Source organism: Dietzia natronolimnaea (genome assembly GCF_002289575.1).
Taxonomy (GTDB): domain Bacteria; phylum Actinomycetota; class Actinomycetes; order Mycobacteriales; family Mycobacteriaceae; genus Dietzia; species Dietzia natronolimnaea_A.
Genome location: NZ_NTGA01000021.1, coordinates 61,867 through 74,625 on the forward strand (window position 1 = coordinate 61,867; position 12,759 = coordinate 74,625).

At 71.4% G+C, this 12,759-nt stretch carries 14 protein-coding genes and 1 riboswitch; of the genes, 8 read left to right on the forward strand and 6 right to left on the reverse strand.

Features of this window, described 5'->3' with window-relative positions; all coding sequences use genetic code 11:
* Positions 1 to 30: 30 nt before the first annotated feature.
* Together CEY15_RS12415 and CEY15_RS12420 are read left to right on the forward strand one after the other, a co-directional pair.
* Complete coding sequence (locus CEY15_RS12415; RefSeq protein WP_095718703.1) at positions 31 to 1,035, forward strand: glucosyl-3-phosphoglycerate synthase; 1,005 nt, start codon at positions 31 to 33, stop codon at positions 1,033 to 1,035.
* 209 nt (positions 1,036 to 1,244) lie between these two features.
* Positions 1,245 to 1,814 (forward strand): hypothetical protein, encoded by a 570-nt coding sequence (locus CEY15_RS12420; protein WP_342744907.1) that lies wholly within the window; start codon positions 1,245 to 1,247, stop codon positions 1,812 to 1,814.
* On the opposite strand, the gene CEY15_RS12425 is transcribed toward CEY15_RS12420, so the two are convergent.
* On the reverse strand, positions 1,789 to 2,421 hold the full coding sequence (locus CEY15_RS12425) for a class I SAM-dependent methyltransferase (protein ID WP_095718704.1): 633 nt from the start codon (positions 2,419 to 2,421) through the stop codon (positions 1,789 to 1,791). The two genes, CEY15_RS12420 and CEY15_RS12425, sit on opposite strands and share 26 nt — an antisense overlap.
* Positions 2,422 to 2,495: 74 nt before the next feature.
* Here CEY15_RS12425 and CEY15_RS12430 point away from each other — a divergent pair, with 74 nt between their 5' ends.
* From CEY15_RS12430 to CEY15_RS12440, 3 genes are all read left to right on the forward strand, one after another.
* Positions 2,496 to 3,167 (forward strand): PIG-L family deacetylase, encoded by a 672-nt coding sequence (locus CEY15_RS12430; RefSeq protein ID WP_095718705.1) that lies wholly within the window; start codon positions 2,496 to 2,498, stop codon positions 3,165 to 3,167.
* Between the two features lie 94 nt (positions 3,168 to 3,261).
* The gene (locus tag CEY15_RS12435) at positions 3,262 to 3,873 is read left to right on the forward strand and encodes a class I SAM-dependent methyltransferase (RefSeq protein WP_095718706.1); all 612 of its coding nucleotides are present in this window, start codon (positions 3,262 to 3,264) and stop codon (positions 3,871 to 3,873) included.
* Positions 3,870 to 5,192 (forward strand): MFS transporter, encoded by a 1,323-nt coding sequence (locus CEY15_RS12440; RefSeq protein ID WP_095718707.1) that lies wholly within the window; start codon positions 3,870 to 3,872, stop codon positions 5,190 to 5,192. Before CEY15_RS12435 ends, CEY15_RS12440 begins: the two co-directional genes overlap by 4 nt.
* Before the next feature lie 3 nt (positions 5,193 to 5,195).
* Here the strand turns inward: CEY15_RS12440 and CEY15_RS12445 are convergent, their stop codons facing one another.
* Both CEY15_RS12445 and CEY15_RS12450 read right to left on the reverse strand, forming a co-directional pair.
* A complete protein-coding gene (locus tag CEY15_RS12445) occupies positions 5,196 to 5,915 on the reverse strand; it encodes a nicotinamide mononucleotide transporter family protein (protein WP_095718708.1) in 720 nt (239 codons plus the stop codon).
* A gap of 94 nt (positions 5,916 to 6,009) precedes the next feature.
* A riboswitch (FMN riboswitch) is annotated at positions 6,010 to 6,204 on the reverse strand.
* A gap of 150 nt (positions 6,205 to 6,354) precedes the next feature.
* A complete protein-coding gene (locus CEY15_RS12450; protein WP_017837425.1) occupies positions 6,355 to 6,816 on the reverse strand; it encodes a Rieske (2Fe-2S) protein in 462 nt (153 codons plus the stop codon).
* Positions 6,817 to 6,862: 46 nt separating this feature from the next.
* Here CEY15_RS12450 and CEY15_RS12455 point away from each other — a divergent pair, with 46 nt between their 5' ends.
* A complete protein-coding gene (locus CEY15_RS12455) occupies positions 6,863 to 8,023 on the forward strand; it encodes a pyridoxal phosphate-dependent aminotransferase (protein ID WP_095718709.1) in 1,161 nt (386 codons plus the stop codon).
* 13 nt (positions 8,024 to 8,036) lie between these two features.
* On the opposite strand, the gene CEY15_RS12460 is transcribed toward CEY15_RS12455, so the two are convergent.
* The 3 genes from CEY15_RS12460 to CEY15_RS12470 all read right to left on the reverse strand — a co-directional run bounded on the left by CEY15_RS12460 (position 8,037) and on the right by CEY15_RS12470 (position 10,259).
* Positions 8,037 to 9,002: an NADPH:quinone oxidoreductase family protein gene (locus tag CEY15_RS12460; RefSeq protein WP_095718710.1), complete on the reverse strand. Its 966-nt coding sequence runs from the start codon at positions 9,000 to 9,002 to the stop codon at positions 8,037 to 8,039.
* A 54-nt stretch (positions 9,003 to 9,056) separates the two neighbouring features.
* Positions 9,057 to 9,515 carry a hypothetical protein gene (locus CEY15_RS12465; RefSeq protein WP_095718711.1) on the reverse strand — a complete coding sequence of 153 codons (459 nt, stop codon included), beginning with the start codon at positions 9,513 to 9,515 and terminating at the stop codon, positions 9,057 to 9,059.
* A gap of 81 nt (positions 9,516 to 9,596) precedes the next feature.
* On the reverse strand, positions 9,597 to 10,259 hold the full coding sequence (locus tag CEY15_RS12470) for an NAD(P)H-binding protein (protein WP_095718712.1): 663 nt from the start codon (positions 10,257 to 10,259) through the stop codon (positions 9,597 to 9,599).
* A 203-nt stretch (positions 10,260 to 10,462) separates the two neighbouring features.
* Here CEY15_RS12470 and CEY15_RS12475 point away from each other — a divergent pair, with 203 nt between their 5' ends.
* Complete coding sequence (locus CEY15_RS12475) at positions 10,463 to 11,722, forward strand: L,D-transpeptidase (RefSeq protein ID WP_095718713.1); 1,260 nt, start codon at positions 10,463 to 10,465, stop codon at positions 11,720 to 11,722.
* 39 nt (positions 11,723 to 11,761) lie between these two features.
* Positions 11,762 to 12,640, forward strand: a complete 879-nt coding sequence (locus CEY15_RS12480) for a P1 family peptidase (protein ID WP_095718714.1) — start codon at positions 11,762 to 11,764, stop codon at positions 12,638 to 12,640.
* Positions 12,641 to 12,759: the final 119 nt, after the last annotated feature.

Genomic DNA, 12,759 nt, shown 5'->3' on the forward strand with positions numbered 1-12,759 from the left:
TCGGCGGATACCTCTGGCAGGATCGCGGAGGTGAGCGAGAACGCGCGTACCCCCCTCGCGGACCGGGTCGACCCCGTCCGCGACTGGTCGGCGCGACGCACCTACCGGTCAGGTGACTTCCGCGCCGAGGATCTGGTGGCAGCCAAGGCCGGCCGGCGGGTGTCCGTCGTGCTCCCGGCCCGGAACGAGGAGTCGACGGTCGGCGTGATCGTCGCCGCGCTCCATTCCGAGCTGGTCGAGCGGGTTCCACTCGTCGACGAGGTGGTGGTGATCGACTCGCACAGCGCGGACCGCACGGCGGACGTGGCCCGTGCCGCCGGAGCGCGGGTGGTGGCGCAGGGCGACGTGCTGCCCGCGCTGGGAGATGTGCCCGGGAAGGGCGAGGCGCTGTGGAAATCCCTCGCCGCCACCGACGGGGAGTTCGTCGCCTTCCTCGATTCCGACCTGCGCGACTTCGACCCCGCCTTCGCGGTCGGACTGCTGGGACCGCTGCTCACCGACCCCGGAGTGGTGTTCAGCAAGGGCGCCTACGAGCGTCCACTCGACGACGGGCGGACCGTCCTGCCGGCGGGCGGCGGACGGGTGACCGAACTCGTCGCCCGGCCACTGCTGGCCACCCACTGGCCCGCGCTCGCGGGGTTCGTGCAGCCCCTGGCCGGCGAGTACGCCGGGACCCGTCGCGCTCTCGAATCCATCCCGTTCGCCGGCGCGTACGGGGTGGACATCGGCATCCTGGTGGACCTGTTCGAGTCGTTCGGCCTGGACGCGCTCGCGCAGGTGGATCTCGGTCGGCGCACCCACCGGCACTCCCCCGATTCGGCGCTGGCGGTGATGGCGATGCACCAGCATCTCGCCATACTCAGTCGCCTGCGGCGCCACGGTCGGGCACCGGACACCCACGCACCCGGCGACACGCTCACCCTGCACAGGCGCGACCCCGTCGGAGGCGGGTTCCACGCCGAGACCGTCGACGTCTCCCCCGGTGAACGGCCCCCGATGCGCGAGATGCGGGCTCAGCTCCGGGCCGGTTCCTGATCCGGCATCCCCGCCACATCTTCTCGCGCGACACCGCACCAGTGTCGTACAGATGCGACAGGACCGTCACACTCGTCCCACCGCTAGTAGAGGACAACGGTCTCGAGTTCGCCGAGCCCGGGCAGCGTACGAGCCATCGGACGGCCCCCTCCGTGTCGATTGTCCAGGGCGGGTGGCGGATACCCCGCCGGTATGGTGACCATGGTGACATGAGCACGCCTCCCCCCGCCGCAGCGACCGATCCCGAATCAACCGGCCCCACGCCGAGCGACCTCGCGGAGCCCACCGACCCCACTGTGTTCGCGCCGATGCGGTCAGCGGTCGCCGCCGTGGGGACGCTACTGCTGATCGGGATCCCCACGGTCATCATCCCCAATCCGGTGTTCGGCCGCGAGGTCCCCGTGCGCTGGTGGGAGTACCCGGTCCTCGCCGCCACCGTCCTGCTCACCGCGGCCTGGTTCGGCATCAGGTCCGCCCGCGAGGCGGGCACCCCCTCCCGGCTCGGCGGTGACCGGCCCGAGCGGCCCGCCCTGGTGACCGCAGGGGTCGCCACGGCGTGGTTCGCGGTGGCATGCCCGGTATGCAACAAGATCGTGCTGCTCATGCTGGGGACCAGCGGCGCGCTCGGGGTGTGGGCACCACTCCAGCCGTGGCTGGCCGCACTCTCACTGGTGTTGCTCGCCGGGGCCGTGCTCTATCGCTGGCGCGCCCGTCCATGCGCGGACGGCGCGTGTGCGGTGCCCGGCCGCACCGTTACCGGCGCCGCGCCGAACCGCTGAGGATCGGCGTCAGCGGGAGCACCGGTGGGAACGATCGGGTCCTGAGCCCGGAGACGTCGAACCCGGCCTCGGAGAGCGTCTGACCGGTGTCCCGGTTCGGGTGGCATCCCCCGCCGAGCCTGCTCCACACCGGGGCGATCCGGTCGGCCAGTCGACCCAGCCGGCCTTCGGCCCGGACGTGCTCGAGGAGACGCAGCTCGCCGCCGGGAGCCAGGACACGGCGGGCCTCGGCCAGGGCCGCCGGGACATCCGGGACGGTACACAGGACGAGTCCGAACACCACGGCGTCGGCCTCGCCGTCGGCCAGCGGGAGGGCTTCGGCCACGGCGTCCACGACATCGACGTGGACCCGCGCACGTGCCGCGTACCGCCGCGCGTGCGCGCGCAGGTGAGGGTCCGGCTCGACCGCCACGACCCTGGCGACCTCGGGCGGATAGTGCTCGAAGGTGACCCCGCTGCCCGCGCCCACCTCCACCACCGTTCCCGACAGACCGGAGACCAGGCGCCGGCGGGACGTCGCGAGCCCGACACGCTCGAGGACGGGGCTAACCATCACCCACACACGGGCGAAGAGCGAGACATCGATCCGATCGTGGGAGGCCTCCATGAGAAGATACGGTACCGGGTATCAAACGGCCCGGAACCGTATTTCGCGTCGACGACGAGGGGAGGGCTCGGACCATGGAGAAGACGAGCGGACTGCCGGGGTGGGCGGCGGTCCTGGCCGTGGTCGCGCACCCCGACGACGAGTCCTTCGGTCTCGGCGCGGTGCTCTCGACCTTCGCCGGGGCAGGCGCGCTCGTGGACGTCCTCTGCCTGACCAGAGGCGAGGCGTCGACCCTCCACGGCGTCGAGGGCGACCTGTCACTGGTCCGCGAGATCGAGCTGCGGGCCGCCGCCGATGCCCTCGGGGTCCGACGGGTCACCCTGCTGGGTCACCCCGACGGCGGTGTGGCGACCGTCCGGCCGACCGTCCTCGACGGCGATGTCGAGCGCGCACTGGAACAGACCCGGCCCGACGGTCTCGTCGTCTTCGACTCCACCGGCATCAGCGGCCACCCGGACCACGTGGCGGCCACCGCGGCCGCCGTCCGGGCGGGCGACCGGCACGGACTTCCCGTACTGGCGTGGGCCCTCCCGGACGAGATCTGCGCCACCCTCGCCTCCGAGGGGTACGCCGGATTTCTCGGCCGGCGCGGCGGGGAGATCGACCTGGCGCTGACCGTCGACCGCACGGCGCAACAGGCCGCGGTGGACTGTCACCCGAGTCAGGCCGTCCCGGGCAGTGTCCTGTGGAGGAGACTGGAGCTGCAGGGCGACACCGAACATCTGCGGTGGCTCCGACGCCCGTGAGGCGCGCCACCCCCCCCCGGTGGGATCACCCGGGTACGCCCCGACCCAGTAGAAGTAGAACCGAGCAGACGCAGTACGGAAAGGACCGCCGCACGTGGACGCCTCCGAATGGAACGCCCGATACCTCGCCCAGCCAGACGTGTGGGGCACCACCCCCGCGGCCCGCATCGTCGCGGAGGTGACCGGCGCCGAGGACGCCGGCCTGCCCGTGGACACCGCGGTGGACCTGGCGTGTGGCGACGGACGGCATGCGCGGTGGCTGGCCGCCCACGGATGGCGGGTCTCGGCCGTCGACTTCTCCGAGGTCGCGATCGACCAGGCCCGCGCCAAGGACTCCGATGACGGCCGTACCGGCAGCGTCGACTGGGTGGTCGGGGACGCCACCACCTGGGAGCCGGAGGAGTCGGTGGACCTCGTCGTCATCGGGTTCCTCCACCTCGACATGGACAGCCTGGTCCGAGTCCTGGGCAACGCCGGCGGGTGGCTGCGGCCCGGTGGTCATCTCGTCTATCTCGGACACGCCGCGGAGAACCTGCGTCGCGGCGTCGGCGGTCCGCAGGACCCGACCGTGCTCCCCGGGATCGCCGATCTGGCCCTCGGCGCCCGGGGACTCGAGGTGGTCTCGCTGCGCCACGACCTGCGGCCGGCCGGGAAGGCGACCGCGATCGACGTGCTCCTGCACGCACGATCCTGGGTCGACAGATGAACCGGGCAGGCCGGGGCGACGATCGAGTGCAGCGGCGGGTAGTGACCATCCTGGTTCTCGCGCAGCTGCTCGCCGGCGCGGGTCTCGCCGCCGGGGTGACCGTCGGTGCGCTACTCGCCGAGGACCTGCTCGGCGGGCCCGGCCTGTCCGGCCTGCCGTCGGCGTTGTTCACCGGCGGGTCCGCGCTCGCGGCGATCGCCGTGGGGAGACTGTCCCAGGCGCGGGGCCGGCGCCCCGGGCTGGCGACGGGCTTCGCGTTCGGCGCGCTCGGAGCGATCGGCATCGTGGTCGCGACGGCCGTCGACTCCCTTCCGCTGCTCTTCCTGTCGTTCGTCGTCTACGGCTCGGGCACCGCCACCAACCTCCAGGCCCGCTACGCCGGTGCAGACCTGGCCACCCCCGAGCACCGCGGGCGGGCACTGTCATACGTGCTCCTCGGCACCACCGCGGGGGCCGTCGCGGGGCCCAACCTCGTGGGGCCGACGGGAGCCGTCGCCGAGTCACTGGGGCTGCTGCCGTTGTCCGGACCGTTCCTGCTCGCCGCGGTGGCCTACGGCGGCGCCGCACTGGTCATCTCGCTGCTGCTGCGTCCCGATCCGTTGCTCGAGGCGCGTCGGCGGGCGACGGCGGCGCCGGACTCGGCGACCGCCTCGTCGTCGTCCCCGTCACCGGCCCCTGTCGCCTTCGCCTCCCCCGCCGAGCCGGCCGCGCCCTCCCGCATCTGGACCGGGGACGTGCTCACCGGGGTGGCGGTGATGGCCCTGACGCAGTTCGTCATGGTCGGGCTCATGACCATGACCCCGGTCCACATGCGCGCGCACGATCACGCGGTGACCGTGGTGGGGCTGGTGATCTCCCTTCACGTGGCGGCGATGTTCCTACCCGCCCCGCTGTCCGGTTACCTGGTGGACAGGTTCGGCACGCGCCTCGTGGCCGTCTCAGCGGGCCTGGTGCTGCTGACCTCCGGTGTCCTCGCCGCGGTCTCCCCGCCGCAGTCGACCGTGCTGGTCACCACGGCGCTGATCCTCCTCGGGCTCGGATGGAGCCTCGGCCTGGTCGCCGGGACCACGGTCCTCACCACGTCCGTGCCCCTCTCGGTCCGCGCCACCGTCCAGGGCCAGGCCGACGTGGCGGTGGCGCTCTCCGGCGCGGCGGGCGGCCTGGTCTCGGGCCTGGTGTTCGCGTGGATCGACTTCCGTGGCCTCGGCTTCGCGCTCGCGGCGTTGTCGTTGATCGTCGTGGCCTCGGTGCGGCCGCGGAGTGCGACGCGCGGGACACCTGAGGCGGGAACCGCGCGCATCGCGTCGGAGTCTCGCTGACCGTCAGGCGACGGCCGCCGGTTCCGACCGATGCCCCACAGAGGACTCCCTCGCCCGGTCGGCCAGGTCGACGCGCCACCACACCACGAACCCCCAGATCACGAACGCCCCGTACACCAGGTACAACGCCGCTGACGGGTAGTACCCGGCCTTGAGGAGCAACGGCACACCCACGATGTCGACGCCGATCCACAGCAGCCAGAACTCCGTCCAGCCCCGGGCCATGCCATAGGTGGCCAGGATCGAACCGGTGAAGATCCATGCGTCCGCCCAGGGGCCCCACGATCCGAGCTCGGAGAAGACCCACCCGAAGACCAGGGTGCCGGTGATCATCCCGACGACGAGCCCGGCCCGTTGCCGGCCCGTGGCCCAGTGTGGATGGACCGCGACCGCCTCGATCCCCGCCTGCCCCGGCAGGGCCGCGCTGGCCCGCCGGTCCCGCGACCAGCGCCACCAGCCGTAGACCCCCACGGCGAGGAACATGACCTGGCGACCGGCCTGACCGTAGAGGTCGACGTCCTGCGGGGTGTGGAAGACGCCTCCGAGGAAGACCGTGAGCAGAGTGAGGTTGCCGACGATCCCCACCGGCCAGGCCCACACCACCCGGCGCATCCCGCCGATCGCGGCGGCCAACCCGAAGACGTTGCCGATGATCTCGCGCCACAGGATCGGTACTCCGCCGATCACCAACTGCGCGTCGAGAAATGAGACGAGAAGGCTCATCGTGTGCCCCTTCCGCGGGCTTGACACTCCACGGCCCAGGGCTTATGCCGCGTCGCCCGCGGGTCCACGGCGGGGCCGCGGTCCCTCGGGGACACGTTGTTCTCTTCCATCCGGACTATGACCGTCGGCCCCGGGATCACACCGGGTCTGCTGACCCCCGCGAACGTGGTCCGGCCGGACATGTCACCTGGCCGCACCGCGCGTGCGGGGCGCTCGCGGGCTCGCCGCCGGCCATGGGGCCGGTGACATCACCGCCGGTGGGGAATCGCACCCCGCCCTGAGAACGTGTTCCCGTTGTACTCCTCCCGGCGGCGACGCCGCAACCCGGCGGTCGGAGCGCCGCTGACCCACGCCATCGATAAGAGCGTTCGGCGCATTCTCACTCGACCGATGGGTGCGAGACGCTCTTCTCGACGAGAGTGGGGCGCGCGGTCCCGGCTCAGCCGATCGTCAGCTGGCCGTTCGCCTCGGTCACCGGGACCACGTCGAGCGGCCTCGGGGCCGGCGCGAGGGTGTTGCTGCCGTCGGTGGCGTCGTACTCCGCGCCGTGGAGCGGGCAGCGTAGATGCAGGTCGCGGACCACCTGGACGGTCCCACCCTGATGGGTGCAGCGGGCCGAGTACGCGACGAACTCCCCCTCGGTGGGTTGCGCGACGATCACCGTGGAGTCCCCCGACTTGACCTGCTTGGCGGTCCCGACGGGCACGTCCGAGGCGGGCATCGTGCTGGCCTGCACCTCGGTCGTCTGCTGCACCGTCGAGGCCGGCTCCGCGGGTTGGGTCATCCCGCACGCCGAGGCGATCCCCGGCAGCAGGATGATCCCGGGCAGAGCGGCCAGGACGGTACGGCGCTGAGTGCACGGTCCGACGGGGACGGATGCGGCGGCGGGGTGCTCGGTCATGTGGCCCATCGTATCGGGCGGCGACGACCGACCTAGGCTGCGTTCCATGACCGTCCGACGCCTCCGGCCCCACGCCACCACGATCTTCTCCGAGGTCACCCAACTCGCGGTGCGGTACGGGGCCGTCAACCTGGGACAGGGTTTCCCGGACACCGACGGCCCGCCGTCGATGATCGAGGCCGCCGTGCGCGCGATGCGGGAGGGTCACAACCAGTACCCACCCGGGACGGGGGTGCCCGAGCTCCGCCACGCGCTCGTCGCGCACGAGACCGCGCACACGGGTCTGGTTCACGATCCGGACACCGAGGTACTGGTGACGGTCGGCGCGACCGAGGCGATCGCCGGTGCGGTGCTCGGCCTGGTGGAACCCCACGACGAGGTGGCGGTGATCGAACCGTCCTACGACTCCTACGCCGCCACCGTCGCGATGGCCGGTGCCACCCGGCGCCCCGCGCGGATGGTCCGTTCGGGCGACCGTTTCCGCCTCGACGTGGACTCCCTGAGGGCGGCGTTCTCCCCGCGGACCCGGGCCGTGCTGGTCAACTCCCCGCACAACCCCACCGGTGCGGTGCTGCCCCGGGAGGACCTCGAGCAGATCGCGGCCCTGTGCCGCGAGTTCGACGCGATCGCGATCTCGGACGAGGTCTACGAACACCTGACGTACGACGACAACGAGCACGTCTCCATCGCCACCCTGCCGGGAATGTCCGAGCGCACCCTGCGGATCTCGAGCGCCGGCAAGATGCTCAACTGCACCGGCTGGAAGATCGGGTGGGTGACCGGTCCGGCCGGACTGATCGCGGGCGTCCGGACCGCCAAGCAGTACCTGAGCTACACCGCCGGTACCCCGCTGCAACTCGCCGTCGCCCACGCCCTGAGCCACGAGGACGAGTGGATCCGGGCGCTGCGGGTACAGATGCAGGACAGGCGGGACCAACTCGTGGGGATACTCACCGGGCTCGGGGTGGATCTCGCCGTCACCCAGGGGACCTACTTCCTCACCGCGGACCCCCGGCCGCTCGGCGTCACCGACGCCGCGTCGTGGTGCCTGGAACTGCCCGAGAAGGTCGGCGTGGCGGCGGTTCCGTTCGCGCCGTTCACCGATACCTACTCCGCCGAGTGGTCGCATCTGGTGCGGTTCGCGTTCTGTAAACGACCCGAGGTGCTGGCGGAGGCCGGGCGCAGACTGCAGGGGCTCGCGACCTGAGACCGCGGGACGCTCAGCGCCCGGTGGTGAGGACGATCTTGCCCACCGCGCCACGGCCGTCCATGAGCTCCAGTGCCTCGGCGGCCCGGTCCAGCGGGAGCTCGACGCCCACGAGCGGGTCGAGCTTCCCTGCGGCCAACAGAGGCTCGACCTCGGCCCACTGCTTCTGCAGGTATCCGGGGTTGCTCATCCAGTACTCGCCCCATCCCACTCCCACGGCGCTCTTGTTGCCGAGCAGCAGGCGGTTGACCTTGACCGTGGGGATCTCACCGCCCGTGAAGCCGATCACGAGGATCCGCCCCTCCTGCCCCAGGGACCGGATGGAGTCGGTGAACCGGTCGCCTCCCACGGGGTCCACGACGATGTCCACGCCCTTGCCGCCGGTGAGCTCCTTCACCGCGTCCTTGAACCCCTCGGGGACGACGGCGTCGGACGCGCCGGCCCTGAGTGCCAACTCCCGCTTCTCCTCGGAGGAGGCGACCGCGATCACGCGAGCACCGGACGCCACGGCGAACTGGGTGGCGGCGATGCCGATGCCGCCACCCGCGCCGTGCACGAGAACCGTCTCCCCGGGCTGGAGGCGGCCGCGGTGCGCCAGCGCGAAGTGCACGGTGAGGACGTTCATCGGAATGGACGCGCCCTGGGCGAAGGTCATCGAATCGGGGAGCCGGAACACCTGGGCGGGGTCGGTGGAGACCACCTCGGCGAACCCTCCGAGGCCGGGAAAGGCGCACACGCGGTCGCCGGCGGCGAATCCCGACCCCTCGGGGGCGGAGCGGACCACACCTGCCACCTCCGATCCGGGCACGAACGGCAGCGGCGGCGAGATCTGGTACTTCCCGCGGGACTGGAGGACCTCGGGGAAGGTCACGCCCGAGGCGTGGACGTCGATGACGACCGCTCCCGGTTCCGGTTCGGGGAGGTCCACGACCTCCAGGGCGGCGGGTCCGTCATGGGATGAGATGTGAATGGCACGCATGGCCCCATAGTGTCAGCACACCCGCCCGCCCCGGCCGGAACCGGCGGGGGCGGATCACGTGTCGGGGTTCGCCGGCGGGCTCGGATCGACCGTCTCGAGGTGGCGACGCAGTCTCCGGCGTCGATGGAGATGCAGGGCGAGCCCCACGGCCACCACCACCTGGCCCACCTGGAAAGCCAGCGCCATGAGGATGAACTCCCTCCCGAACGTGGTGGGCAGGACCAGGAGCAACGCGCAGAGGCCCAACAGCACGACCGTGAGGATCTGGCCTCCGGCGAGGAGTCGACGCGGGGTGGTGACGAGACGGCCCCGGGACAGCAGCAGCACCGAGTTCATGGCGACGAGAAGACACACCGGCACCCCGATCTGCGAGGGGAACAGGAACAGGACCACGAACAACGGGTGCGAGCTGAGCGTGACGGTCCCGGTCGCGACGAACTGGGGGACGCTCCACAGTGCGGTGAGGAGAGCGCAGGACACGGTGATCCACGAGCCGCCCACCAGGATCCGCACCCGACGAGGATAACTGCGCCGCCTACCGGTCGGGCCCCTGCCCGCCCCGCGGTTCGGCCACGCCGCGAGGTCCCCCGCTACTCACTCCCTGGTGAGGGCCTCGCCGATGGGGGTCTGGCCGTCGGAGAATTCGATGGTACGACCGATGGTGTCCGGCCTGCGCAGGACGGCCGCGGCGACGGCGGCCACGACGTCCCGGCTGGTGGCCCTGTCCTCGCGCTTGTCGGCGCCCACGCCGATCGACTCCCCACCGGGGTCATCCGTGAGCATCCCCGGGCCGAGGATGGTCCACTGCAGTTCCGAGTCCCGGAGGTGGGCGTCCGCGTCGGCCTTGGCCTGCGCGTAGGGGTAGAACGAATCGCCTTCGGGCACGCCGTGCTCGGGTCCGGCCCCGTCGTAGGAGATCATGACGTAGCGCTCGACCCCCTCCTGCGCGGCGGCGTCCATGGACCGGATCGCGGCGTCACGGTCGACGGCGTAGGTGCGGTCGGCGTCTCCGCCACCCGCTCCGGCGGCCCACACGACGGAACCGCTGCCGCGGAGCACCTCCCGCAAGCCCTCGACGTCGAGCGTCTCGACGTCCGCGACGACGGGGGTCGCACCCACCTCCCGGATGTCGTCGGCCTGGTCCGGATTCCGGATCACCGAGTACACCTCGGCGCCCGCCTCCGCCAGGATCCGGGCCGCGCGGAGCGCCACCTTGCCGTGTCCGCCGATGATGGTCACAGGACGTTCGATACTCATGGCCTCCGTTGTACGCCTCCACCCCACTGTCGTGTGAGGCGCAGGTCACTTCCCGGTCACCGTCCGGCCCGATCCGGTCACAACTCCACAACGACACGCCGTGGGGGCCCGTGTGGGTTCGCGTCCTGTCGGACCGTGCGTGCATCATGTGCCCATAAGCCGGTACTCACCGGCAGATCCCAGCAATGCCGTCGGAGTCACGCATGTCCTTGCCCCGGTCCGGGTCGCTCACGCCCTCGGCGTCTCAGGCGCCCTTCGTCCTCCTCGCCGGACTCCTGGCCCTTGTGCTCGTCGCGACCGGATGCACCATCCCCGTGCCCACCGGGTCCGCGGGCGAGACCACCCCGACCGAGACCTCGGAAGCGCCGGTTCCGGCGACCCTGCAGGTCACCCCGGCGGACGGCGCCACGGACGTCGCCGTGCTGGACGGCGTCCGCGCCCGGGTGGAGAACGGCTCCCTCAGCGAGGTGGTGCTGACCAACGACGCGGGCAAGGAGATCGAGGGAGAGCTGTCGCAGGACGCGACCTCGTGGGAACCCGCTGTTACCCTCGGATACGGGCGCACCTACACCCTGGATGTCACCTACCGCGGAGCCACCGGCGGCCCGCGGACCGACTCGCGGACCTTCACCATGGCCACCCCGCAGGCCATCGTCAGCCCCAGCCTGGTCACCCCGGGCGGTGGCGCTCTGGAGTCGGATCGCGAGTACGGCGTCGGCATCATCGTGGCCGCGAGATTCGATCAGCCCGTGGCGGACAGAGAGACCGTCGAGAAGCACATGACGGTCACGACGGAACCGGCGGTCGAGGGCAACTGGTTCTGGCTCGACGACGCCACCGCGCACTGGCGGCCCCGGGACTACTACGAGACCGGGACCCGCGTGAGCGTGGATCTGGACACTGAGGGCAGGAACCTCGGCGGCGGTCAGTGGGGTGGAGAGGGCGCGGAGGTCGACTTCACCATTGGTGACCGGCGGGTGGCCATCGCGGACGACGACACCAAGACGGTCTCGGTGTTCCACAACCAGGAACTGGTCAAGACGATGCCCACGTCGATGGGCAAGGGCGGCTGGGCGACCCATAACGGCGTGAGCATGCACTTCTGGACCCAGCGGGGTGTCTACACCGTCCTCGACAAGGCCAGCACGGTGCTCATGGACTCCTCGACCTACGGTCTGCCGCTCGACGTCGGGTACCGGGTGACGGTCGACCACGGGGTGCGCCTGACCAACGAGGGCATCTACTTCCACGCTCTCGCCTCGTCGATGTGGGCGCAGGGCAACACCAACGTCTCACACGGATGCCTCAACCTGTCCCCCGATGACGCGGCCTGGTACTTCGACCAGGCGGTGGCCGGAGACATCGTCGAGGTCCGGAACACCGGTGGCCCGGAACAGCAGATCCACCAGAACGGTGACTGGGCGGTCCCGTGGAGCACCTGGCAGAAGGGTTCCGCAGACTGAGGGTTCCTTTTACTGGGGTCGACACGCTACTTTTGCGCGATGGAGCCCCGCTCACCCCAGATGAGACTGCCCGGAGTCACGATCGGCCACTGGACGGATCCTTCCGCGTTGACGGGGTGCACCGTGGTGCTGCTCCCCGAGGGGTCGGTGGCGTCGCGCGAGGTACGGGGTGGCGCACCGGCGACCCGCGATCTCGACGCACTCTCCCCGGACAAGGCGGTGACGTCCGTCGACGCCGTCGTCCTCACCGGCGGCTCAGCGTTCGGCCTCGCGGCCGCCGAGGGGGTGATGCGGTTCTGCGAAGAGGCGGGGAGGGGCGTTCCCACGCCCGGCGGACGCGTGCCGATCGTCCCGGCCCTGGCGCTGTTCGACCTCGGGGTCGGCGATCCGAAGGTCCGCCCGACGGCCGCCGACGGGTACACCGCCGCGGCCGCGGCCACCGGCCCGCTGGTCGAGGTGGGACAGGTGGGCGCGGGCGCCGGGGCGTTCACGTCGCAGTGGCGCGGGGCGGAGAACATCCGTCCGGGCGGTATCCGCTACGCGGAGAGCACCCTGGGCGACCTGGTCGTCGGGGCACTGTGCGCGGTGAACGCCTACGGCGACGTCGATCCGGGCGGGACCGAGGTGGACCTCGCCAGCGTGGCAAACCTGGTTCCGCCGTTCGACTACGCCTCTGATCGCGTGCACACCACCATCGGAGTGGTCATCACCAACGCGAGGCTGGACAAGACCGCCTGCTTCGTCGTCGCCCAGGGCGCCCATGACGGCCTCTCCCGGTCTCTGACGCCGCCGCACACCCGATACGACGGAGACGGTTTCGTCGCCGTGGCGACCGGGGAGGTGGCCGCCGACGTCGACACCGTCCGCCTCATGGCGCTCGACGCCGTCTCCCGGGCGATACGGTCCGCCGGATCCTGAGCCACTCGCCGGGCCGGATCGCAGAACGGAGTCGACAATTCCGGTGATGGGCGAGACAATGACTTGTCAGCCCGGGCATCGGCCCGCGGGGACACCGACGAAAGCGCAGGAGCACCTCC

Coding starts and splice junctions, on each gene's coding strand:
- CEY15_RS12450 (WP_017837425.1), bottom strand. CDS start 6,816: ATGACCGAGCACCCCGCCGCCGCATCCGTCCCCGTCGGACCGTGCACT.
- CEY15_RS12460 (WP_095718710.1), bottom strand. CDS start 9,002: ATGCGTGCCATTCACATCTCATCCCATGACGGACCCGCCGCCCTGGAG.
- CEY15_RS12445 (WP_095718708.1), bottom strand. CDS start 5,915: ATGAGCCTTCTCGTCTCATTTCTCGACGCGCAGTTGGTGATCGGCGGA.
- CEY15_RS12480 (WP_095718714.1), top strand. CDS start 11,762: ATGGAGCCCCGCTCACCCCAGATGAGACTGCCCGGAGTCACGATCGGC.
- CEY15_RS12425 (WP_095718704.1), bottom strand. CDS start 2,421: ATGGAGGCCTCCCACGATCGGATCGATGTCTCGCTCTTCGCCCGTGTG.
- CEY15_RS12430 (WP_095718705.1), top strand. CDS start 2,496: ATGGAGAAGACGAGCGGACTGCCGGGGTGGGCGGCGGTCCTGGCCGTG.
- CEY15_RS12470 (WP_095718712.1), bottom strand. CDS start 10,259: ATGAGTATCGAACGTCCTGTGACCATCATCGGCGGACACGGCAAGGTG.
- CEY15_RS12455 (WP_095718709.1), top strand. CDS start 6,863: ATGACCGTCCGACGCCTCCGGCCCCACGCCACCACGATCTTCTCCGAG.
- CEY15_RS12475 (WP_095718713.1), top strand. CDS start 10,463: ATGTCCTTGCCCCGGTCCGGGTCGCTCACGCCCTCGGCGTCTCAGGCG.
- CEY15_RS12440 (WP_095718707.1), top strand. CDS start 3,870: ATGAACCGGGCAGGCCGGGGCGACGATCGAGTGCAGCGGCGGGTAGTG.
- CEY15_RS12420 (WP_342744907.1), top strand. CDS start 1,245: ATGAGCACGCCTCCCCCCGCCGCAGCGACCGATCCCGAATCAACCGGC.